General features: G+C 70.0%; 22 protein-coding genes. 16 read left to right on the forward strand and 6 right to left on the reverse strand.

Annotation, left to right across the window (positions count from 1 at the left end; translation table 11 throughout):
• The first annotated feature begins 181 nt into the window (after nt 1–181).
• A complete protein-coding gene (locus MFF64_RS31680; RefSeq protein WP_165795888.1) occupies nt 182–448 on the forward strand; it encodes a hypothetical protein in 267 nt (88 codons plus the stop codon).
• Nucleotides 449–452: 4 nt separating this feature from the next.
• Here the strand turns inward: MFF64_RS31680 and groL are convergent, their stop codons facing one another.
• Nucleotides 453–2,093, reverse strand: a complete 1,641-nt coding sequence (groL, locus tag MFF64_RS31685; protein WP_099908418.1) for a chaperonin GroEL — start codon at nt 2,091–2,093, stop codon at nt 453–455.
• 104 nt (nt 2,094–2,197) lie between these two features.
• Nucleotides 2,198–2,485 (reverse strand): co-chaperone GroES, encoded by a 288-nt coding sequence (groES, locus tag MFF64_RS31690; protein WP_048433003.1) that lies wholly within the window; start codon nt 2,483–2,485, stop codon nt 2,198–2,200.
• Nucleotides 2,486–2,689: 204 nt separating this feature from the next.
• On the opposite strand from groES, the gene MFF64_RS31695 reads away from it, so the two are divergent.
• The gene (locus MFF64_RS31695) at nt 2,690–3,688 is read left to right on the forward strand and encodes a magnesium transporter CorA family protein (RefSeq protein ID WP_099908420.1); all 999 of its coding nucleotides are present in this window, start codon (nt 2,690–2,692) and stop codon (nt 3,686–3,688) included.
• Between the two features lie 7 nt (nt 3,689–3,695).
• Here the strand turns inward: MFF64_RS31695 and MFF64_RS31700 are convergent, their stop codons facing one another.
• On the reverse strand, nt 3,696–4,559 hold the full coding sequence (locus MFF64_RS31700; RefSeq protein WP_099908422.1) for a DMT family transporter: 864 nt from the start codon (nt 4,557–4,559) through the stop codon (nt 3,696–3,698).
• 170 nt (nt 4,560–4,729) lie between these two features.
• Here MFF64_RS31700 and MFF64_RS31705 point away from each other — a divergent pair, with 170 nt between their 5' ends.
• The 9 genes from MFF64_RS31705 to MFF64_RS38705 all read left to right on the forward strand — a co-directional run bounded on the left by MFF64_RS31705 (nt 4,730) and on the right by MFF64_RS38705 (nt 13,928).
• Complete coding sequence (locus MFF64_RS31705) at nt 4,730–5,974, forward strand: glycosyltransferase family 4 protein (RefSeq protein WP_099908424.1); 1,245 nt, start codon at nt 4,730–4,732, stop codon at nt 5,972–5,974.
• A 178-nt stretch (nt 5,975–6,152) separates the two neighbouring features.
• Nucleotides 6,153–7,598, forward strand: coding sequence for a polysaccharide biosynthesis C-terminal domain-containing protein (locus tag MFF64_RS31710; RefSeq protein WP_099908425.1), 1,446 nt, complete (start codon nt 6,153–6,155; stop codon nt 7,596–7,598).
• Nucleotides 7,599–7,728: 130 nt separating this feature from the next.
• Nucleotides 7,729–8,907: an FAD-binding protein gene (locus MFF64_RS31715; RefSeq protein ID WP_099908427.1), complete on the forward strand. Its 1,179-nt coding sequence runs from the start codon at nt 7,729–7,731 to the stop codon at nt 8,905–8,907.
• A gap of 38 nt (nt 8,908–8,945) precedes the next feature.
• Nucleotides 8,946–9,353: a VOC family protein gene (locus MFF64_RS31720; protein WP_099908429.1), complete on the forward strand. Its 408-nt coding sequence runs from the start codon at nt 8,946–8,948 to the stop codon at nt 9,351–9,353.
• Between the two features lie 81 nt (nt 9,354–9,434).
• Complete coding sequence (locus MFF64_RS31725) at nt 9,435–10,334, forward strand: metallophosphoesterase family protein (protein WP_238193341.1); 900 nt, start codon at nt 9,435–9,437, stop codon at nt 10,332–10,334.
• Between the two features lie 159 nt (nt 10,335–10,493).
• Nucleotides 10,494–12,770 carry a CDC48 family AAA ATPase gene (locus MFF64_RS31730; protein WP_238193342.1) on the forward strand — a complete coding sequence of 759 codons (2,277 nt, stop codon included), beginning with the start codon at nt 10,494–10,496 and terminating at the stop codon, nt 12,768–12,770.
• 165 nt (nt 12,771–12,935) lie between these two features.
• The gene (locus MFF64_RS31735) at nt 12,936–13,493 is read left to right on the forward strand and encodes a L,D-transpeptidase (protein WP_425324341.1); all 558 of its coding nucleotides are present in this window, start codon (nt 12,936–12,938) and stop codon (nt 13,491–13,493) included.
• 166 nt (nt 13,494–13,659) lie between these two features.
• On the forward strand, nt 13,660–13,776 hold the full coding sequence (locus MFF64_RS38700) for a GIY-YIG nuclease family protein (RefSeq protein WP_425324342.1): 117 nt from the start codon (nt 13,660–13,662) through the stop codon (nt 13,774–13,776).
• Nucleotides 13,773–13,928: a GIY-YIG nuclease family protein gene (locus tag MFF64_RS38705; RefSeq protein WP_438823112.1), complete on the forward strand. Its 156-nt coding sequence runs from the start codon at nt 13,773–13,775 to the stop codon at nt 13,926–13,928. Before MFF64_RS38700 ends, MFF64_RS38705 begins: the two co-directional genes overlap by 4 nt.
• Before the next feature lie 155 nt (nt 13,929–14,083).
• Here MFF64_RS38705 and MFF64_RS31745 read toward each other — a convergent pair whose 3' ends face one another.
• A complete protein-coding gene (locus MFF64_RS31745; protein WP_099905542.1) occupies nt 14,084–15,502 on the reverse strand; it encodes an FAD-binding oxidoreductase in 1,419 nt (472 codons plus the stop codon).
• 228 nt (nt 15,503–15,730) lie between these two features.
• On the opposite strand from MFF64_RS31745, the gene MFF64_RS31750 reads away from it, so the two are divergent.
• Nucleotides 15,731–16,294, forward strand: a complete 564-nt coding sequence (locus MFF64_RS31750) for a thioesterase family protein (RefSeq protein ID WP_099905544.1) — start codon at nt 15,731–15,733, stop codon at nt 16,292–16,294.
• A gap of 4 nt (nt 16,295–16,298) precedes the next feature.
• On the opposite strand, the gene MFF64_RS31755 is transcribed toward MFF64_RS31750, so the two are convergent.
• Nucleotides 16,299–16,547, reverse strand: a complete 249-nt coding sequence (locus MFF64_RS31755; RefSeq protein WP_099905546.1) for a hypothetical protein — start codon at nt 16,545–16,547, stop codon at nt 16,299–16,301.
• 135 nt (nt 16,548–16,682) lie between these two features.
• On the opposite strand from MFF64_RS31755, the gene MFF64_RS31760 reads away from it, so the two are divergent.
• From MFF64_RS31760 to MFF64_RS31775, 4 genes are all read left to right on the forward strand, one after another.
• Entirely contained in the window at nt 16,683–19,055 is a 2,373-nt protein-coding gene (locus MFF64_RS31760) for an ATP-dependent helicase (protein WP_099905548.1), read from the forward strand.
• 395 nt (nt 19,056–19,450) lie between these two features.
• Nucleotides 19,451–20,167 carry a PhoH family protein gene (locus MFF64_RS31765; protein ID WP_238193343.1) on the forward strand — a complete coding sequence of 239 codons (717 nt, stop codon included), beginning with the start codon at nt 19,451–19,453 and terminating at the stop codon, nt 20,165–20,167.
• A 208-nt stretch (nt 20,168–20,375) separates the two neighbouring features.
• Nucleotides 20,376–21,026, forward strand: a complete 651-nt coding sequence (locus tag MFF64_RS31770; protein WP_099902133.1) for an NAD(P)-dependent oxidoreductase — start codon at nt 20,376–20,378, stop codon at nt 21,024–21,026.
• Between the two features lie 4 nt (nt 21,027–21,030).
• Nucleotides 21,031–21,636 (forward strand): SOUL family heme-binding protein, encoded by a 606-nt coding sequence (locus MFF64_RS31775; protein WP_099902135.1) that lies wholly within the window; start codon nt 21,031–21,033, stop codon nt 21,634–21,636.
• A gap of 196 nt (nt 21,637–21,832) precedes the next feature.
• Here the strand turns inward: MFF64_RS31775 and MFF64_RS31780 are convergent.
• Nucleotides 21,833–22,575, reverse strand: a 743-nt coding sequence (locus MFF64_RS31780) for a hypothetical protein (RefSeq protein WP_238193344.1), incomplete at its 5' end; no start/stop codon positions are given.

A 22,575-nucleotide genomic window follows, 5' to 3' on the forward strand; every position in this document is an offset into this window, starting at 1 on the left:
GCCGCCACATGAGCGGGCGGAACTCAATCCGGACGGCGGATTGCTGGCGGGATCGGTGGCGATTCCGGGGTGATTGCATCCCGCAACGGACACAAAGGAGGTGCCCCGTTCGTAGGGCGGAGTGGATCGGTCGCCTGGCAATGGGCTCTGGAGATGGGAGTGGGGTAGGGGTCAGTGCTTCGTGCCGCTGACCAGTCTCATCGGCAGGTTTCCGCCGCTCGAGATGAGCCGCGCGCTCGATCGGCGCCTCGGTTCCCTCGTCGAAGCGGAAACCCAGCCGCTCATCCCGAAGGTCTGGCTCTCCTCGCGCGCGGAAGCCGTCATCGCCGCCCCCACCTATGAAAATGGACGTCACACAGACGTACAGCGCACGCGCGATGCAGCATCCCAACGGAAAAGGGGCCGCCTCGCGGCGACCCCCTCCCGTCTCTTCGGATTGTTCGGCTGAGGACTTAGAAGTCCATGCCGCCCATGCCGCCGCCCGGCATGGCCGGAGCAGGGCTGTCCTTCTTCGGCGCGTCGGCGACCATCGCCTCGGTCGTCACCAGCAGGCCGGCCACCGAAGCGGCGTCCTGCAGGGCGGTGCGCACGACCTTGGCCGGGTCGACGATACCGGCCTGGATCATGTCGACGTACTCTTCGGTCTGGGCGTTGAAGCCGTAGGTCTCGGAGTCGCCCTTGTCGGAGATCTTGCCGACCACGATCGAGCCCTCGACGCCGGCATTGCTGGCGATCTGGCGGATCGGGGACTCAAGCGCCTTCAGGACGATCTTGATGCCGGCCTGGACGTCGGCGTTGTCGCTCGACAGGGCCGCCACGGCCTTCTTGGCGCGCAGGAGCGCAGTGCCGCCGCCGGGGACGATGCCTTCCTCGACCGCCGCGCGGGTGGCGTGAAGGGCGTCGTCGACGCGGTCCTTCTTCTCCTTGACCTCGACCTCGGTCGCGCCGCCGACGCGGATCACCGCGACGCCGCCGGCGAGCTTGGCCAGACGCTCCTGGAGCTTCTCGCGGTCGTAGTCCGAGGTGGTCTCCTCGATCTGCGCCTTGATCTGCGCGACGCGGGCCTCGATGTCGGCCTTCTCGCCGGCGCCGTCGATGATCGTGGTGTTCTCCTTCTCGATGCGGACGCGCTTGGCGCGGCCGAGCATCGGGAGGGTCACGTTCTCGAGCTTGATGCCGAGGTCCTCGGCGATCATCTGACCGGCGGTCAGGATCGCGATGTCCTCGAGCATGGCCTTACGACGGTCACCGAAGCCCGGCGCCTTCACGGCCGCGACCTTCAGGCCGCCGCGCAGCTTGTTGACGACCAGGGTGGCCAGGGCCTCGCCCTCGATGTCCTCGGCGACGATCAGCAGCGGCTTGCCGGTCTGAACGACGGCCTCGAGAACCGGCAGCATCGCCTGGAGCGACGACAGCTTCTTCTCGTGGATGAGGATGTAGGGGTCCTCGAGCTCGGCGATCATCTTCTCCGCATTCGTGATGAAGTACGGGGAGAGGTAGCCGCGGTCGAACTGCATGCCCTCGACGACGTCGAGCTCGGTCTCGGCGGTCTTCGCCTCCTCGACCGTGATCACGCCCTCGTTGCCGACCTTCTGCATGGCATGGGCGATCATCTCGCCGATGTCCTTGTCGCCGTTGGCCGAGATCGTGCCGACCTGGGCGATCTCCTCCGAGGCCGACACCTTCTTGGCGCGGCTCTGGATGTCCTTCACGGCGGCCTGGGTGGCGAGGTCGATGCCGCGCTTCAGGTCCATCGGGTTCATGCCGGCGGCGACGTACTTGGCGCCCTCGCGGACGATCGCCTGGGCCAGCACGGTCGCGGTGGTGGTGCCGTCACCCGCGATGTCGTTGGTCTTCGAGGCCACTTCGCGCACCATCTGGGCGCCCATGTTCTCGAACTTGTCGGCGAGCTCGATCTCCTTGGCGACGGTCACGCCGTCCTTGGTGATCCGCGGAGCGCCGAAGCTCTTCTCGATCACGACGTTGCGGCCCTTCGGGCCGAGCGTGACCTTCACGGCATCCGCCAGGATGTCGACGCCGCGCAGCATCTTCTCGCGGGCGTCGGAGGCGAAACGAACGTCTTTCGCTGCCATGGTGGTTCCTCTCTTGACGATCGGTGTTTCGGGACGAACCCTCCGGCGTCAGCTCCCGTCCGGGGCGCCGCCGTCAGGCTTCAGGACTGTTCAGGGAGCGGCGATTACGCCAGCACGCCCATGATGTCGGACTCCTTCATGATGAGGAGGTCCTTGCCGTCGATCTTGACCTCGGTGCCCGACCACTTGCCGAACAGGACGCGGTCACCGGCCTTGACGTCGAGCGGGTTCAGCTTGCCGGACTCGTCGCGGGCGCCGGGGCCGACGGCGACGATCTCGCCCTCTTGCGGCTTCTCCTTGGCGGTGTCCGGGATGATGATGCCGCCCTTGGTCTTCTCCTCGCTCTCGATGCGACGGACGACGACACGGTCGTGCAGCGGACGGAATTGCATGTGCTGCCCTCTTGCTTCGCGGAACGCGTTGCGGTTGGTGCTGGCGCCGAAGCCGCCTTCCAACCCAGGCATTAGCACTCTCGTGAGGTGAGTGCTAAGGCTGGCGAGGAGATAATCGGGCCGCAGGGCTGAGTCAAGGCGCTGGCCTGTGGCTCGCGCGGCACAATGGACGGTTCCCCCGTCGAGCAGGAGCCCACCCCGGTCATGATCACGCTGCACGGCGCCGAGGGAGTCGTCGCCGAGGGGCACGCCTGCGCGGCCAACCCCCTGCCGGCCCACGGCACCTGGCTCGACCTCGAGAATCCGAGCGAGGCCGAGACGGCGCTGGCCGAGGCCGCGACCGGGCTCAAGGTGCCCTCCCGCGCGGCGCTCAGCGAGGTGCAGAACTCGCGACGCCTCAACCGGCGCCGGGACGCGTTCTACCTGAGCACCCCGATGGTCTCGTTCCGCGACGACGACCTGACGCTCCGCCCCCTCGGCTTCGTGCTGACGCCGGAGCGGCTCCTGACCGTCCGGTTCCAGCCGCTCGCCGCCTTCGACACCGTCAAGGCGCGCCAGGCCGAGCGGGACGGCCCGGCCTCCAGCGTCGAGACCTTCTTGGCGCTCGTCGAGGAACTCATCGACCGCATGGCCGACACTCTCGAGACGATGAGCGACGAGCTCGATTCGCTCTCGACCCGGATCTTCACCTTCGACACCAGCGCCAACGGCAGCGGCCGGCGCGAGGGATCGGCGCCCAAGCGCCGCGACCTCGCCCTGCGGCGCCTGCTGCGCGCCATCGGCCGGCGCGGCAAGGCGCTGGCGAAGCTGCGCGCCTCGCTGCTGGGCCTCGGCCGCATCCTGCCTTACGTCGCCGGCGAGGCCGAGACCTGGCTCAAAGCCGAGGAAAAGGCCCGCTTCGAGAGCCTGCGCCTCGACGTCGCCTCCCTCGACGAGTTCGAGACCCGGCTCTCCGAGACCGTCCAGTTCCTGCTCGACGCGACTCTCGGCCTCATCAACATGGAGCAGAACAACACCTTCCGGGTCCTCACCGTGGTCTCGGTGATCGGCATCCCGCCGACCCTGATGGCCTCGGTCTACGGCATGAACTTCAAGCACATGCCGGAGCTGGACTGGACGCTCGGCTATCCGTTCGGGCTCGCGGTGATCGCCGCGAGCGCCCTGATCCCGGCGGCGTACTTCAAGCTGAAGGGGTGGTTCTGACGCCGGCTCACCGCCGCGCGGCCAGGGCGGAGCCGGCGAGGATCAGCCCCGCCCCCGCCAGCGTCGCCACCCCCGGCACCTCCCCGAAGGCGACGTAGCCGAGGCCGATCGCCCAGAGGAGGGCGGTGTACTCCATCGCGGCGAGCCGGGACGCCTCGGCCCTCGCGTAGGCGCGGCTGAGCACGAGGTGCCCGGCGACGCCGAGCACGCCGACGAGGACGAGGAGCGCCCAGTCCGGTGCGGCGACCGGGGTCCACGTCCAGGCCGCCGGGGCGGCCAGCATCGCGGCGGGGCCGGCATTCTGGATGGCCACGATGGTCACCACCGGGTCGTGCCGGGCCCGGGCGCGCAGCAGCACCATCGAGAGCGCGTAGGTCAGCGCCGAGGCGAGGATCGCAGCGATGCCCCAGGCCGAGCCGACCGCCCGGGGCGCCTCCGTTCCAACCTGCCCCGCCACCACGATCCCGACCCCGGCGAAGCCGACGACGAGCCCGGCCCAGACCGGCGGCCGCACCCGCTCGCGCAGGAGGAGCGCGGCGAACAGTGCGATGAAGATCGGGCTCAGGAAGGAGAGTGCCAGCGCCTCGGCGAGCGGCAGCACCGACAGGCCGTGGAAGAAGCAGAGCGCGGTCGCCACCACCAGAACCGCCCGGAGGCCGTTGGTGCGCCAGGTCTCGGCCGAGGGCCAGCCGGGCCGCAGGACGGCGAGCACGCCCGCCATGACGAGGGTGCCGACGAGGTAGCGGGAGAAGGCGATGCCGGTGACGCCGTAGCGGTCGGACAGGCCCTTGATGGTGGCGTCCATCAGCGAGAGGAGCCCGATGCCGAGGGCGGCGAGCAGGATCGCGGAGGTGGGAGAGGGGGAGCGCATGGTCTTAAGCCGAATGGCCCGGGGAGGGGCGCGGCGCAAGGCCGGCGGCCTCGATCCGCTTAGGCGTTTCCTAAGGGGTCGGAGCCATCGTCGGGCCCGGATCCGCCTCGCCCGAAGGGAGCTCGACCGATGCTGCACGATGGTCCCGGCCGGCCTCGCGGGGGGCTGCGGTGAGAATCGTCCTCGTCGCCGACCACGCCTACATCAATGGCGGCCAGGCCAAGGTCTCGCTCGAGAGCGCGATCGGGCTTTCCCGCCGCGGCCACGAGGTGGTGCTGTTCGCCGCCGTCGGCCCTGCCGATCCGCGCCTGGCCGAGGCCGGGGTGCGCACGGTGCTCCTCGGCCAGACCGACGTGACGCAGGCCCGCTCGCTCGCGAGCTTCGGCGTGCAATGGCTGTGGAACGGGCCCGCCGCCGCCGAGCTTCGCGCCCTCATCGACGAGTCGGACCCGCGCGACACGGTGGTCCACGTCCATGCCTGGGCCAAGGCGCTCTCGCCGTCGATCGGGCCGGTGCTGCGGGGCACCGCCGCGCCGGTGGTCTACACCGCGCACGAATACTACCTCGCCTGCCCCAATGGCGGCTTCTACGATTACCCCGTCGCGGCCACCTGCCACCGGACCCCGAACGGGCCGGCCTGCCTGACGCACAATTGCGATTCGCGCACATATCCGCGCAAGCTGATGCGCGTCGCCCGCCACGAACTGATGCGCCGCACCGGCCTCGTCGAGGGCATCGACGCGATGATCACCATCAGCCGGCTGCAGCGGGAGGTTCTGGCGCCGTACCTCCCGGCGGAGATGCGCTACTACGACGTGCCGAACCCGGTCGATGTCGATCCCCTCGGCCACCGGGCGGGCCCGCCGGGCGACTTCGTGTTCGTCGGCCGCCTCTCGCCCGAGAAGGGGCCTGGCATCTTCGCCGAGGCCGCGCGGCTCGCGGGGATGCGGGCAGTCTTCGCCGGCGACGGGCCGGCCCGGGCGGAGCTGGAGGCGCGCCACCCCGAGGCGCTCTTCCTCGGCTGGCAGAGTCCCGACCAGGTGAAGGCGGTCCTGCGCGGGGCCCGCGCCCTGGTGTTCCCATCGGTCTGGTACGAGGGCCAGCCTCTCACGGTGCTCGAATCCTTGGGCCTCGGCACCCCGGTCCTCGTCAGCGACGTCTGCGCCGGCCGCGAGGCGGTGCGCCACGGCGAGAGCGGGCTGTGGTTCCGCTCCAACGACCCGCGCTCGCTGGCCGACGCCATGAATCACCTCGCCAACGACGCGACGGCGATGCGGATGGGACGGAGCGCCTACGACCTGTTCTGGGCCGATCCCCTGACCCTGGACCGGCACCTCGACGGGCTGGAGCGGGTGTACCGGGACGTGTCGGGGCGGGAAGGGCGAGTGGCACCGCTGGCGCGGGCGGTGGGGTAGATCTCCGCTCTCTGCACAAGGTTGAAGCGCAGGTCTTCTCCTCTCCCCGACAGATCCCGTGCAAGCCCGGAATCTATCGGGGAGAGGACGGAACCCGAGCTTCATACTCAGACCGTTTTTTCAGCAAATTCGCCTGAGACACGCTGCACACCCGGCCTCTCGAACGAGCTCCCACCCAATGGCGGTCATCGCGGCCTTCGTGGTCAACGCGGTCATGAACCTGGCCCTCGGTCTGCTGATCGCGCAGATCCTGGGACCGGCGGATTTCGGCCGCTTCGCCCTCGGCACCGCCGGAGCGGTGGCGCTCAACACGCTGCTGTTCGAGTGGCTGCGCCTCTCGGCGACACGGTTCTACTCCGAGCGCGTCCGACAGGCCGAGCCGTGGATCCGCGGCATGCTCGACCGCGCCTATCTCGCCACCGTAATCGGGCTCGTCGGCGCGGCCCTGCTGGCCCTCGCCGGGCGGCCGCTCGTCGGCGATCCGGCCCTGCTCGCCGGGGCTGCGGCGGCGGCGGCGATCGGCCTCGGCCTGTTCGATTACGCGGCGGCGCTCGCCCGGGCCCGCTTCGTCGGCGGGCTCTACCTGCGCCTCGTCCTGGTCAAGAACGGCCTGACCCTGCCGCTGATGGTCGGCACCGCCTGGGCGACCGCGGACGCCGCCGCCGTGATGCTTGCCGGGGGCCTGAGCCAGTTCCTCGCCGCGCTCCTCGTCCGGCGCGCCTTCGCGGATCCGCCGATCGCCCATGAGACGGCCGAGCGCCAGACGGCCGAGCGCCGGAACGCGCTCAAGCTGTTCATGGGCTACGGCCTGCCGATCGTCGCCGCCAACCTCGTCTACCAGCTGATGCCGTTCGCCAATCGCTGGGCGGTCGCGGCGGCGGCGGGCTTTGCCGAGGCCGGCTACTTCTCGCTGGCGGCGGATATCGGCGGGCGGATCTTCAGCACGCTCGGCGCCGCCCTCGACCTGCTGTTGTTCCAGATCGCCGTGCTCGCTGCAGAGACCCACGGCCACGAGGCCGGGGAGGAGCAGGTCGCCCGCAACGGCGCCGTGGTGGTGGCGCTGATCCTGCCGAGCGCCGCGGGATTCTGGGCTCTCGCTCCGGCACTCGAGGCGATCGCGGTGCCGGAGGCCTTTCGCGGCCATTTCGTGACCTACACGCTGCTGCTGCTCCCCGGTCTCGTCGCCCTGGCGCTGATGAACTTCGCCCTCAACCCGATCTTCCAGATCCGCCGCCGCACCCTGCCGCTCGTCGCGGCGGGCGTCGTCGGGGCGCTCGTCAACCTCGTCGGCGCCCTCGCGCTCGCCAAGCCCTTCGGCCCGCACGGCATCGCTGCCGCGCAGTCGCTGGGCTTCCTTGCCGCGATGCTGTTCCTCGGCCTCCGCGCGCTCACCGGGCCGGGCCGCCTGCGGCTGCCATGGCGCGACCTCGCCGCCGTGGTGCTGGCCACCGCCGCGATGACCGCGGCGATCCTCCCCTTGCGCGGGCTCGGCCCCTGGCTCGCCCTGCCGGCCTGCATCGTGGTGGGCGGCCTCGTCTACGCGGCCCTGCTCTGGCGCTTCGACATCGCGGGCCTGAGGACGGCCGTCCTCGCCCGATTCGGGCGGGCGGTGCCGGCGGAATAGGGCCTTGCGCGAGGCGACGCCATCCTGACCTGACGTCGCCGCCCCCGCTTGCAACCGGCCCCGGTTGCCCGCAATGATCCGCGCCCGACCGCGCCACCCGGCGCGGTCCTTGCCCACCGAGCGAACCCCGATGAGCATCTACCAGCCCCGGAGCGAGGCGGAGGCCGCCACCCTGATCGGTGAGGCGGCGGCGCGGCGCGAGCGGCTGCGGCTCGTCGGCGGCGGTACCCGAACGGGGATCGGGCGGCCGGCGCAGGACGAGGCGACGCTCTCTGCGGCGGGCCTCACCGGCATCACCCTCCACGAGCCGGCGGAGCTCGTGATCGCGGCCCGGGCCGGCACGCCGCTGGCCGAGGTCGAGGTACGGCTGGCCGAGGGCGGCCAGATGCTGCCCTTCGAGCCGATGGACCACCGCGCGCTCCTCGGCTCCGCGGGCGAGCCGACGATCGGCGCAGTCGCCGCCGGCAACATCTCGGGGCCGCGTCGCATCGCCGGGGGCGCCGCCCGCGACAGCCTGATCGGCGTGCGCTTCGTCAACGGGCGCGGCGAGGCGGTGAAGTCCGGCGGCCGGGTGATGAAGAACGTCACCGGGCTCGATCTCGTGAAGCTGATGGCCGGCTCCTGGGGCACCCTCGGCTTCCTCACCGAGGTCACCTTCAAGGTGCTCCCCGTCCCCGAGCGCACCGCGACCCTGGTGCTCTCCGGCCTCGACGACGCCCGCGCCGTCGAGGCGATGAGCTTGAGCCTCGGCTCGCCGTTCGAGATCACCGGAGCGGCCCACCTGCCGGCGGGAATCGACGGTCCGGCGCGCACGCTCCTGCGCATCGAGGGGTTCTCCGCCTCGATCGATTACCGCCTCGGCCAGCTCGCGCGCCTGCTGCGCCGCTTCGGGACACCCGACACTCTCGAGGGCGAATCCGCCGCCGCCCTGTGGCGCTCGGTGCGCGACGTGCTGCCCTTCGCCGGCGGCGACGAGGCGGTGTGGCGCCTCTCGACCGCGCCGAGCCGCGGCCCGGCGGTCGCGGCCGCCATCGCCGCGTCACGGCCGGCGCGCTGGTTCTACGACTGGGGCGGCGGCCTCGTCTGGCTCGCGACGCCGGCGACCGGCGACGCGGGCGCACAGGATGTGCGGGCGGCGATCGGCTCCGCCGGCCACGCCACCCTGGTGCGGGCGCCCGATTCCGTCCGGGCGGCGGTGCCGGTCTTCGAGCCCCTGTCCGAGCCGTTGATGCGGATCACCGCCGGCCTCAAGGCCGCGCACGATCCCGCCGGCCTGTTCAACCCGGGGCGCATGTATGCCGGGATCTGAAGCCTGGAATCGAACATCCTGGGAGCGATCGAACGGCCATGAGCGTCATCTCGCATGTCTGCCTCGGCACCGCCGACCTCGCCCGCGCCTACCCCTTCTACGCCGCGCTCTTCGACGAGCTCGGCCTGACGCTCCGCTTCCACGAGCCGGAGCACGGATGGGCCGGCTGGATGCCGAGGGACGCCGACCGGCCCCTGCTGATCGTCGGCCGCCCGTGGAATGGTGCGGCCCCCGATCCGGGCAACGGGCTCATGACCGCGTTGACGGCCCGATCCCGGGCGAGCGTCGACCGCTGCTACGCCCTGGCCCTCGCGGCGGGCGGCACCTGCGAGGGGCCTCCCGGGCTGCGGCCGCACTACCATCCGGCCTATTACGGCGCCTATGTCCGCGATCTCGACGGAAACAAGCTCTGCGTGGTGTGCCATGAGGCCGAGGGGGATGCGTGAAGGCCCGGTCCGCTGCTACGGGAGGCCGGCCGCGACACCTGTGCAGCGGACCTGATCCTCTCTCATGCGTTCCTGCCCTCGATGACGTTCCGCCTCGCCCACCTCACCGATCCCCATGTCGGGCCGCTCTCGCGCCCGCGCCTGCGCCAGCTGATGAGCAAGCGCGCGACCGGCTGGGTCAACTGGAGCCGCGGCCGCAAGCTCACCCACGACATGGAGATCCTGGCCGCCCTGGTGGCCGATCTGCGCGCCGCCGCGCCCGACCACATCGCCTGCACCGGTGACCTCTGCAATATCGGCCTGCCGAGCGAGTGGGAGACCGCCCGGATCTTCATGGAAGGCTTAGGCGAGCCCGGCTTCGTCAGCTTCGTGCCCGGCAACCACGACGCCTATGTCCGCGGCTCGCTGAAGGGGCTCCTCGACGCGGTCGGGCCCTGGACACGGGACGATGCCGGCCGCGACAAGGTGTTTCCCTACCTGCGCCGGAGGGGACCGCTGGCGCTGGTCGGACTCTCCTCCGCGATCCCGACCGCGCCCTTCGTGGCAAGCGGGCGCCTCGGGGGCGACCAGATCCGGGCCGCCGAGCGGATGCTGTCGGAGCTGGCCGCCGAGCCAGAGCGGCCGTGCCGGGTGGTGATGATCCACCATCCGCCGCATGTCGGCGGCGCCAAGGCGGGTCGCAACCTCACGGATGCCCACGCCTTCGAGGCGATGATCGGCCGGGTCGGCGCCGACCTCGTGCTGCACGGCCACAACCATGTCGGTTCCGTCGCCTTCCTGATGGCCCCCGGCGGGCGGCGCGTGCCGGTGATCGGCGCGCCCTCGGCCTCCGCCCGCGGCGGTGCGCTCAAGCACTGCGCCGGCTACCACCTCTACGAGATCGAGCGCACCGGCACCGGGTTCTCCCTCACGGCGACCCTGCGCGGCCTGCTGCCCGAGGGGGGGCTGGGCGATCTCGGCACCCTGACCCTCAGGGCTTGATCCCTAAGGTCTAACCCGGCCGCAACATTTCAGGCGAGAGGGCGTTCTCCCGCCGACGCGCCCCCGCTCTTCGGGCGGCGCCGGTGTGCGGCAGGGGAGGCGGCGCGGCCGCCCGCGGCGGGGCTTCGCGTCCCGGCCCCGAGGAGCGAGGTCACTCCGATGGCGGACGAAGCAGGCGACGTGAGGGCGCAGGTCGCGAACGCGCGGGCCGAGGATGTCGGCCGGGGCGTCGCCCGGGTCGGCGCGGCGGTGCTCCAGAGCCTCGGCCTGCAGGAGGGCCAGCCGATCGAGATCATCGGCAAGCGCCACACCACGGCGCTCGCCATCGCGCTCGGCCAGGAGGACGAGGGGCTGAGCATCATCCGGCTCGACGGCCTCCAGCGCGTCAATGCCGGCGTCGGCTCCGGCGACCACGTCGAGATCCGCAAGGCCGAGGTGCGGCCCGCCACCCGGGTGGTGCTGGCCCCGGCCCAGAAGAACCTGCGTCTGCAGGGCTCGGGCGAGGCCCTGCGCCGCACCTTCTACCGCCGGCCGCTGGTCTCCGGCGACGTGATCTCGACCTCGGTCCCCTCGCGCTTCGCCCGCGACCAGGTGCCGGAGGAGCTGCGCCAGATGTTCAGCCTGCCGGCCTACGGCCTGCAGGAGATCCGCCTCGTCGTGGTTTCGACCCAGCCCACACGCGGCATCGTGCAGGTGACCGCCGAGACCGAGGTCGAGCTGCGCCCGCTCTACGAGGAGCCGAAGGAGGTGCGCCGCGCCGACGTCACCTACGACGATATTGGCGGCCTCGGCACCACCGTCGACCAGGTCCGGGAGATGGTCGAGCTGCCGCTGCGCCATCCCGAGCTGTTCCAGCGCCTCGGCATCGACCCGCCGAAGGGCGTGCTGCTCTACGGCCCCCCCGGTACCGGCAAGACCCTGCTGGCCCGGGCCGTGGCGAACGAGACCGAGGCGCAGTTCTTCCACATCGCCGGCCCGGAGATCATGGGCAGCCAGTACGGCGAATCCGAGCAGCGCCTGCGCCAGATCTTCTCCGAGGCCCAGCGCAACGCACCGGCCATCATCTTCATCGACGAGATCGACTCGATCGCCCCGAAGCGCGAGGAGGTCCGCGGCGAGGTCGAGCGGCGCATCGTCGCCCAGTTGCTCACCCTGATGGACGGCCTCGAGCCGCGCCAGAACATCGTGGTGATCGGCGCCACCAACCGTCGCGACGCGATCGACGAGGCTCTCCGCCGCCCCGGTCGCTTCGACCGCGAGATCATCATCGGCGTGCCCGACGAGCCCGGCCGGCGGGAGGTGCTGACCATCCACACCCGCGGCATGCCGCTCGGCGACAACGTCGATCTCGACGAGATCGCGCGCACCACCTACGGCTTCGTCGGCGCCGACCTCTCGGCGCTCGCCCGCGAGGCGGCGATGGACGCGCTGCGCCGCGTGCTGCCGCAGATCAACCTCAAGGAGGGCATCCCGCCCGAGATCCTGGAGACGCTCCAGGTCTGCCGCGAGGATTTCCTGAACGCCCTCAAGCGCGTGCAGCCCTCGGCCCTGCGCGAGATCATGATCCAGGTCCCGAACGTCACCTGGGACGATATCGGGGGCTTGGGCGAGGTGCAGACGAAGCTGCGCGAGGGCGTCGAGCTGCCGCTTCGCAACCCGGAGGCCTTCCGCCGCATCGGCATCCGGCCGGCCAAGGGCTTCCTGCTGTTCGGGCCCCCCGGCACCGGCAAGACCCTGCTCGCCAAGGCGGTCGCCCGGGAGGCGCAGGCGAACTTCGTCGCCACCAAGTCCTCCGACCTGCTCTCGAAATGGTACGGCGAATCCGAGCAGCAGGTCTCGCGGCTGTTCGCCCGCGCCCGCCAGGTCGCCCCGACGGTGATTTTCATCGACGAGATCGATTCGCTGGCGCCGGTGCGCGGCGGCGGCCTCGGCGAGCCGGCCGTGACCGAGCGGGTGGTCAACACGATCCTGGCCGAGATGGACGGCCTGGAGGAGTTGCAGGGCGTGGTGGTGATGGCCGCCACCAACCGGCCGAACCTCGTCGATCCGGCGCTGCTACGCCCCGGCCGCTTCGACGAACTGGTCTACGTGCCGGTGCCGACCATCGCCGGGCGGCGCCACATCCTCGGCATCCACACCCGCGCCATGCCGCTCGCCGAGGACGTCGACCTCGACGCGCTCGCCGAGCGCACCACCCGCTTCACCGGCGCGGATCTCGAGGACCTGACCCGCCGGGCCGGCCTGATGGCGTTGCGCGAGAACCTGGCGAGCGAGCGGGTGACGCAAGGCCATTTCGATGCGGCGCTCCACGAGACCCGCGCCTCGGTGACGCCCGAGATGGAGCAGGATTACGAGACGATGCTGCGCACCCTCAAGCAGGAGGGCCCGCAGCGCCAGCCGATCGGCTTCGTACCCCTGAGGCAAGCGGCGGAGTAGCGCGGCGGAGCAGGCGAGCGGCGCCTCGGCGGCCTGTGGCGCGAAAGCACCATGAGCCGGGCGGCGATTGTTTCCGCCCTGTTTTCGCCACAGCCCGGCGGCCAAGCCGTTCGACCACATTCGAACGGGAGGGGGACCATGACCCGTCAGACCGCGCCGCGGCGCATGTTGAGGCCGCTCATGGCCGCTGCCGCCCTGCTGACACTCGCGGCCCCGGCCCACGCCATCAGCCTGCTCGACCGCGGGCCGATCGCCGACTTCCTGACGGTGTTCCGCCAGCAGGGCGTGCCGCGCCAGACCATCGGCTGGAACAGCCCCTACAAGCCCGGCACGGTGGTGATCTCGACCAGCCAGCGCCGGCTCTACTACATCCTGCCGAATCAGGAGGCGATCCAGTACGGCGTCGGCGTCGGCCGCGAGGGCTTCTCCTGGTCCGGCACCAAGACCGTGACGATGAAGAAGGAATGGCCGTCCTGGCGTCCCCCTGAGCAGATGATCAAGCGCCGCCCCGACCTGCCGCGCTACATGGCCGGCGGCAACGACAACCCGCTCGGCGCCCGCGCGCTCTATCTCGGCTCCTCGCTCTACCGCATCCACGGCTCGAACGAGCCGGAGACGATCGGCGCGGCGGTGTCTTCGGGCTGCATCCGCATGACCAACCGGGACGTGATCGACCTGTACGACCGCGTGAAGGTCGGGACGAAGGTGGTTGTGCTGCCGTAAGGTCCGCCGTCCAATCCTGAATGCGAAGCGGCTCAGTCGGCGTTTGTGCCGGCATGTTGAGCCGCTTCGCGGCATTTCTCGTGCTGGATCCCGGATCTCCTTCCGTTTACGCTGTACTCGTCCGGGAAAGGGCGGTGCGCGAATGGCGAAGGGCGGCTTCGTGTACATGCTGGCGAGCAGCCGCAACGGCACGCTGTACGTCGGATCGACGGTTGATCTGTGTCGGCGTATCCATGAGCATCAGAAGGCTCACACGCCCGATTTACGACTCGCTACAGTATGACACATCTGGTCTGGTGCGAGTATTGCGATCTGATCGCAGATGCCCGCCACCGCGAACATACGCTCAAGAAGTGGCGGCGTGCCTGGAATCACGCGCTGATCGAGGCGATGAACCCGGGCTGGCACGACTTGTCCGCTGACCTCAACAGCTAGGCAAATCACTTTCTTCCACCCGCCCCTTTCCCGGACGACTGCAGCGAAGCGGAAGGAGATCCGGGATCCGGCACAAGAAGTGCCGCGAAGCGGCTCGACATACCAGCACAGACGCCGACAAAGCCGCTTCGCTTCAGGCCTGAAACGACCGTGGCTTAAACCGCCACCACCTTCCCCGGATTCATGATGTTGTCCGGATCGATCGCCCGCTTCAGCGTCCGCATCAGGTTCAACGCCTCCGGCCCGTGCTCCAGCTCCATGAAGCGCATCTTCTTCTGGCCGATGCCGTGCTCCCCGGTGCAGGTACCCTCCATGGCGATGGCGCGGGCGACCAGGCGCTCGATGAAGCCGGTGACCCGGGCGATCTCGTCGGGATCGTCCATCATCACGAGCGGCGAGGTGTGGAAGTTGCCGTCGCCGACATGGCCGGCGATCGGCGCCGTGATGCCGCTCTCGACGATGTCGCGCTTGGTCGCGTCGACGCATTCGGCGAGCCGCGAGATCGGCACGCAGACGTCGGTGGCGATGACCTTGGCGCCCGGGCGCATGCCGACCGCCGCCCAGTAGACGTCGTGGCGGGCCTGCCAGAGCCGGGTGCGGTCCTCCGCCTTCGTCGCCCACTCGTAGGGGCCGCCCTCGAACTCCGCCGCGATCTCGCCGAAGCGCTCGGCCTGCTCGCGCACGCTCGCATCCGTGCCGTGGAACTCGACCAGCAGCAGCGGGGTCTCGGGCAGGGTCAGCTTCGAATAGGCGTTGCAGGCCGCGACCTGGACCTCGTCGAGGAGCTCGATGCGCGCCACCGGCAGACCTGACTGGATCGTCACGATGACCGCGTCGCAGGCCGCCTTGATGGTCGGGAACGGGCAGACACCGGCGGAGATCGCCTCGGGGATGCCGGCGAGCTTGAGCGTCAATTCGGTGATGATGCCGAAGGTGCCCTCCGAGCCCACCAGCAGCCGGGTGAGATCGTAGCCGGCGGAGGTCTTGCGCGCCCGCGGGCTCGTGCGGATGACGTCGCCGTTCGGCATCACGGCGGTGAGCGACAGGACGTTGTCCTTCATCGTGCCGTAGCGCACCGCGTTGGTGCCCGAGGCCCGGGTCGCCGCCATGCCGCCGAGCGACGCGTCGGCGCCCGGATCGATCGGGAAGAACAGGCCCTGGTCGCGCAGGTGCTCGTTCACCGCCTTGCGGGTCACGCCGGGCTGGACCACGCAGTCCAGGTCCTCGGCATGGACCGCCAGGACCTTGTTCATCCCGCTCATGTCGATCGAGATGCCGCCGAACGGCGCGTTGACGTGGCCCTCGAGCGAGGTGCCGGTGCCGAAGGCGACAACCGGCATCTTGTGGGCGGCGCAGACCCGCACGATGGCCTGCACATCCTCAGTGCTCTCGGCGTAGACCACCGCGTCCGGCGGCTGGTTGGCGACCCAGGTCAGGGTGCTGGCATGCTGTTCGCGCACCGCCTGCGATGTGACGACGCGGTTGCCGAACTGCGCCGTCAGCTCGCGGACGACCGCATCCACGGTCTCGGGGCTCGGGCGCGCGCGGGTGGGGGCGGGGGTGGGGGCGTTCATGGCGGGTCTCCCGGACGTTCTGGCGACCGGACGGACCGGCCTTTTGCCGGCCACTCTAGCAGCCGCGTCCCGGCCGGCATATCCGGAGCCCCGGTCACGGAGAAGTGCGCTCCGGGGCTGACACCTTGCCCCAAGGTGCAATGCATCCGGGGATGCATCCTTTGCCCAGGCGTGGTACGTGCCGAAGCGCCCTTGTCATCCCGCCTGCGCCTGATCGGGAGCCCCACAATGGCTGACGACCGTCCCGCTTCGGTCTTCTTCTTCGCGCCGTTCGTGTCGTCGACGATGGCGATCGAGCCGGGCTGGATCGATTACAACGGCCACCTGAACATGGCGTACTACCACGTCCTGTTCGACCGGGCGGTGGACGAGGCGTTCGGCGTGGTCGGCCTGGGACCCGACTACATGGAGACCGGTCGCGGCACGACCTTCGCGGCCGAGGTCCACGTGCGCTACCGCCGCGAGCTGGTGCTCGATGATCGGGTGCGGGTGACGCTGCAGCTCGTCGCCTTCGACGAGAAGCGGCTGCACTTCTACTCCGAGATCCGCCACGCCACCGAGGGCTGGGTCGCCGCCACCTCGGAGAACCTCTCCCTCCACGTCGACCCGGCGACACGGCGCGTGGCGCCGTTCCCGGAGGACATCCAGGCCAATCTCGCGGTGATGCTCAGCTCGCATGCCCGGCTGCCGCGGCCCGACGATCTCGGCCGGGTGATCGGCATCCCGGCCCGCGGCCATGCCCGGCCGGACGCGATGGCCTTCGCGGCCGCCGGCGCCCGGGTCAGGCACTAACGGCTCAGCGACTCGGCACGATGATCGGCGCCGGCGGCGGCGGCAGGCTCTGCTGGCGCTGGATCTGGCCCTGGAGCTGGTTGGTCTCGAACCGGTTCTGCTGCTGGATGCCGCGTGACTCGGCCCGCGACTCGATCGAGCGGTTGATCCCCTCGACGGCCTGCTGGGAGCGGTTGACGGGGACCTGGTTCTGCGCGAGCGCCGGGAGCGGCGCGGCGGCGAGTGCCAGGATCAGGAGGGTGTGGGCGCGCATCGGAATCCTTTCCAAGGGCAATGGACTGTCCGTGAGGGACGACGCCGAGATTCCTGCAAGGTTCCGGTGCTCGACGAAAGAGCGATGCGCCCGCCACCCTCGACGCCGTTCGCGTTTTGGTCCAGTGATGCCGGCATGACTCGCGACATCCCGGCCGGGACCGCCCCCACCTCGATCTCCGCCCGCGCCCGCGCCGCGGTGGTGCCCCAGGACGCGTCCTATCTCACGGGGCTCAACCCCGAGCAGCGCCGCGCCGTCGAGGCGACGGAAGGACCGGTGCTGGTGCTGGCCGGCGCCGGCACCGGCAAGACCCGGGTGCTGACCACCCGCATCGCCCACCTGATCGCCACCGGCCGCGCCCGGCCCTTCGACATCCTGGCGGTGACCTTCACCAACAAGGCCGCCCGGGAGATGAAGGAGCGCATCGGCGCGCTCATCGGCCCGGCCGGGGAGGGGATGCCGTGGCTCGGCACCTTCCACGCCATCGGCACCAAGATCCTGCGCCGCCACGCCGAGCTGGTCGGCCTGCGCTCCGACTTCACGATCCTCGGCACCGACGACCAGTTGCGGCTGTTGAAGCAGGTGATCGCGGCGGCCGACCTCGACGAGAAGCGCTGGCCGGCCCGCAGCCTCGCCGGCACCATCGACGGCTGGAAGAACCGCGGCCTCGGCCCCGAGCAGGTACCGGCAGGCGAGGCCTCGGCCTTCGGCTTCGGCAAGGGCGGCGGGCTCTACGCCGCCTACCAGGAGCGCTTGAGAGCGCTCAACGCGGTGGATTTCGGCGACCTGCTCCTCCTCTGCCTGCGGCTGTGGCGCGAGAACCCGGACGTGCTGACCAACTACCAGCAGCGCTTCCGCTACATCCTCGTCGACGAGTACCAGGACACCAACGTCGCCCAGTATCTCTGGCTGCGCCTGCTCGCGCAGGGCCACCGCAACGTCGCCTGCGTCGGCGACGACGACCAGTCGATCTACGGCTGGCGCGGCGCCGAGGTCGACAACATCCTGCGCTTCGAGCACGACTTCCCCGGCGCCCTGGTGGTGCGGCTGGAGAACAACTACCGCTCGACCGGCCATATCCTGGCCGCCGCCTCGGTGCTGATCGCCCATAACGAGGGCCGCCTCGGCAAGACCCTGCGCACCGACAGCCCGGAGGGCGAGAAGGTCACGGTCACCGGCGCCTGGGATTCCGAGGAGGAGGCGCGCCTCGTCTGCGAGGAGATCGAGAGCCTGCAGGCCAAGGGCCACAAGCTGTCGGAGATCGCCGTGCTGGTGCGCATCTCGGCCCAGATGCGCGAGGTCGAGGACCGCTTCGTCCAGCTCGGCCTGCCCTATCGCGTCGTCGGCGGCCCGCGCTTCTACGAGCGGGCCGAGATCCGCGACGCGCTGGCTTACTTGCGCATCGTCGCCAACGGCTCCGACGACCTCGCCTTCGAGCGGATCTTCAACACGCCCAAGCGCGGCCTGGGCGACGCGACCCTCCAGGCGCTCCACGGCCTGGCGCGTCGCGCCAACGTGCCGCTGCTCCAGGCCGCCCGCATGATGAGCGAGACCGAGGAGCTGAAGCCCAAGCCCCGCTCCACCATCCGCGCCCTGTGCCAGAGCTTTTCCCGCTGGGCCAAGCTCCTCGAAGACCAGCCGCACACGGAGGTGGCGCAGACGATCCTGGAGGAATCCGGCTACACCGAGATGTGGCAGAAGGAGCGCACCGCCGACGCCGCCGGTCGGCTCGAGAACCTGAAGGAGCTGGTGCGCTCGATGGAGGAATTCCCGGACCTCGCCGGCTTCCTCGAGCACGTCTCCCTCGTCATGGACGCCAACGAGGCCGAGGGCGGCGACCGGGTGAGCCTGATGACGCTCCACGCGGCGAAGGGCCTGGAATTCGATACGGTGTTCCTGCCGGGCTGGGAGAACGGCCTGTTCCCGAACCAGCGCGCCCTCGACGAGAGCGGGCGGGCCGGCCTGGAGGAGGAGCGGCGCCTCGCCCATGTCGGCCTGACCCGGGCGCGCAAGCGGGCCAAGATCTCCTTCGCGGTCAACCGCCGCATCCACGGCCTGTGGTCCTCGACCGTGCCGAGCCGCTTCATCGACGAACTGCCCGAGGCGAGCGTCGCGGTCCTCGACGCGCCCGCCAGCTTCTCGCAAGGGCCGTCGCGGTTCGACCGGCAGGCGCCGGCCTTCGGCTCGTCCTACTCCACCCCGGGCTGGCAGCGGGCGCAGGCCCAGACCGCCGGCCAGGATCGCTACAGCCAGGATCGCTACAATCAGGACCGGTTCGGCGGGGGAGGGCGCGGCGCGGCGCCCGGCCGGCGTGGGCCGCAGCAGATCGAGGGCACGCTGGTGGCGAAATCCACCGGCACGCCATCGGCCTTTGAGCCCGGCGCGCGCATCTTCCACACCAAATTCGGACCGGGCTCGGTGGCGGCCGTCGACGGCAACAAGCTCACCGTTGACTTCGACAAGGCCGGCCGGAAGATGGTCCTCGACAGCTTCGTCCAGCCGGGCTGAAGCGGTCCCGCGGGCGTCCGTCCGCGGGCCAACCGGGAGCGGCGATCAGGTGGCGACCTCATCCGGCGAGCGGGTCCGCACGGCCCGCGCCGATGTCCCCCGTACTCCTTCAGCCTTAGCCCCCGCCACCTCTGTGTGGTTTTCATCACAATCCGTCACGCCGTCCGCGCCCATGCCGGTTTCGCAGGGGCATGGTGCGGCGCGACAATTGCTCGTTCATCATCGGCTGCTTACCCTGCTGGGTGAAACAGGCGGACTTGTCCACCGCCTGCGTCAACCCCGACCGGAACCGTCGCGGCCCATGAGGCTTTGAGTCATCGCAAGACCACGGGAGATCTGGGACACGAGAGGGCACACCAATATCGGCACCGCAAGTCCAGTGGGAGTGTTGATCCGTGAAGAGACGACGCGCACGACTTGAACTGGTTGATGACCGCCCGATCCGGGTGCACCGCACTCGCTTCGAGGAAGAGCGTAATCCGCCACCGATCCAGCCGATGACGGCCCGCCAGGCCGAGTATCTGGAAGCCCTCGGGTCCCACCCGCAAGTCATCGTCCTCGGCCCTGCCGGCACCGGCAAGACCTACATCGCCGGAACCCGCGCCGCCGACCTGCTGCGCCAGCGCCGCGTCGCCAAGGTGGTGATCACCCGGCCGAACGTGCCGTCCGGCCGCTCCCTCGGCTTCTTCCCCGGCAGCCTCGAGGAGAAGATCGCCCCCTGGGTCGCCCCTCTCACCGAGACCATGAAGGAGCGCATGGGCGACGGCGCCTTCGAGATCGCCGTCAAGGCCGGCGACATCGAGGTCGTCCCCTTCGAGGTGATGCGCGGCCGCACCTTCAAGAACTGCCTGGTGATCCTCGACGAGGCCCAGAACACCACCCCTGCCGAGATCAAGATGTTCCTGACCCGGATCGGCGACGACACCCAGGTCATCATCAACGGCGACGTCTCCCAGACCGACCTGCGCGAGACCTCGGGTCTTCGCACCGTGATCCACCTGGTCAAGAGCCGGATGATGCCGATCCCGATCGTCGAGTTCGGGCTGGACGATATCGTGCGCTCGGGCATCTGCGCCGAATGGGTGCGGGCCTTCGAGGAGGCGCGGGTGTGAGATTGCGACGCCTGCCCGGCCGGACCGGCCGGGCGGGCTGTCGGATGAGGTACGACCGATTGCGATGGCCTTAGACGTGGCGTTCCGCTGCGCATCGTCCCCGCGCCTTCATCGCAATCCCGGAATATCTGCCCCAGCGCCAGCAACCATCCCGCGCCCGGACGTTTCCTAGGGTCGACCGACATTCTCGCTCACCCAGGACGCATCCATGGCCCATCTCCTCGTCATCGGCGCCAGCCAGGGTATCGGGCTGGAGACGGTCAAGGCGGCGTTGGGCGCCGGGCATCGGGTGCGAGCCTTCGCCCGTTCGGCAAGCAAGATTGAACTGTCCGACCCGCACCTCGAACGCTTCCCCGGTGATGCCCTGTCGGCGCCCGACATCGCCGGTGCGCTCGACGGGATCGATGCGGTGGTGCAGGCGCTCGGCGTGCCGTTCCGCGATCTGTTCGGGCCGGTGCGGCTGTTCTCGGATGCCACCAACGTTCTCGTCCCGGCGATGGAGAAAGCGGGCGTGCGCCGGTTGGTGGCGGTCACCGGCTTCGGCACCGGCGACAGCCGCGACGCGATCGGTCCGCTGCAGCGCCTGCCGTTCCGCCTCGTCTTCGGCCGCGCCTATGACGACAAGGACGCGCAGGAGATGCGCATCCGCCGCAGCAGCCTCGACTGGACCTTCGTCCGCCCCGGCGTGCTCACCGGCGGGCCCGCGACCGGGCGCTATCAGGTGCTCGATCGGCGGTCCTCGTGGAAGAACGGGCTGATCGCCCGGGCGGACGTGGCGCAATTCATCGTCAAGGAGGTCGACGACAGTGGCCATGTCGGGCGGGCCGTCGTGCTGATCAGCCACGCGCTCCCGGTCTGACCCCATGGACAGGATCCTGTACTACGCCGTCACGCTGATCGAATCGGTCCTCGGCGTGGTTGGGGTGCGCGCGTTCTACGATCAGCCCCGCTACGCCGTGATCGAACGGCTCGGCCGGGGCGTCGAGATCCGCGCCTACGAGACGCGCGTGGCCGTCGAGACCGACGCGCGCGGCCAGGGCGACGGCGAGGCGTTCGGGCGTCTGTTCCGCTACATCACCGGCGCGAACCGGGCCGGCGACCGCATCGCCATGACCGCACCGGTGGAGGCGGGCGGGCAACGCATCGCCATGACCGTCCCGGTGGAGCAGGGGACTGGGGGCACGATGCGGTTCTTCCTGCCGCACGCCGTCGCGGCGGCCGGCGCGCCGGAGCCGACCGAGGCCGGGGTGCGCCTGGTCGAGATCCCGCCCGAGCGGATCGCCGCCTTGCGCTTCTCCGGCCGCATCACGCCGGAGGCCCGGACCGAGCAGGAGCGCATCTTGACGGAGGTGCTGCGGGCCGCCGGTCGGACACCGGCCGCGCCGCCGTTCTTCATGGGATACGACCCACCCTTCGCGATCCCGTTCCTGCGTCGGAACGAGGTGGCTTTGCGCCTCGCATCACCCTGACTGTCCGCTCTCCGCTGGAGGCGGCAGGGACGATGCGGGTTCTGGACGATGAAGCCGACATGTGGCGCCGGACGTCGGCCTGAACAGGCAGGTCGACGTCCCGGCAAGACAATGTCCCCACGATCCGGGTCGCGGCGACGCCGCCGTCAAGGGTGAATGTCTCGCCGCGATGCTCGTGCGGCTGATGCGGGCGGCATCAAGAGTCGGCTTGCGCGCCCTTGTGGGGCAGCGGATAGTACAGAACCTTCAGTCCACGTCCGCCATAATAGCTTTTCCATTTATCGATCGTGTGACTCTGAGCCCAACGGGCCGTCGAACTCTTGTTCGAATAGATCAGCCTGGTACCGCCCGACCCCGATCCCAGCAGGCCGATATGCCCGATGCGGCGGATTCGCTTGCCATTAGGCAGCTTCACCATGGCGGTCGGCGAGATGATGATGCCGCCATTCGGGACGTCGGACTCGTCGCTGGCCTCGCCGAAGCAGCTTTGCAGCTCGCTGTAGACGGTCGGTGTGTAATCGGACCGCGTGATCCACCGTTTCAGCGCATCATGGACCAGATGTCTCACGGCCCACGCGCAAGCGAGATTGCCGCCATCCGGGCCATCCGACGTATCCCAGCCGACCTTGCTCTTCATCATACTTTCAACGGCGTCGTGGTCCGTCTTCGAACTTGCACCGCAGGATTCAACTCCCAGCGCCGACACATCAGGAGACAGTGATGAGGGCTCATCTTCCGAGAGAACCCAGCTCCCGCCACGATGCGCAAAGTCCACCTCGCCGGATTCGTACTCGCCGCGTTGTACGACGCGCAATGTCTGCGCATCGCCTTCGCCGCTGACTTGTGCAGATACCACGCTCAAGTCGGGATCGAGCTGCTCCTGGGTAATTACCCAGGGGGTTTGGCGCGGTGCACGAGCCGGCTGACCTTGCCGAAGCC

The organism is Methylobacterium frigidaeris (assembly GCF_022179185.1).
In the GTDB taxonomy this organism is placed as follows: Bacteria; Pseudomonadota; Alphaproteobacteria; order Rhizobiales; family Beijerinckiaceae; genus Methylobacterium; species Methylobacterium frigidaeris.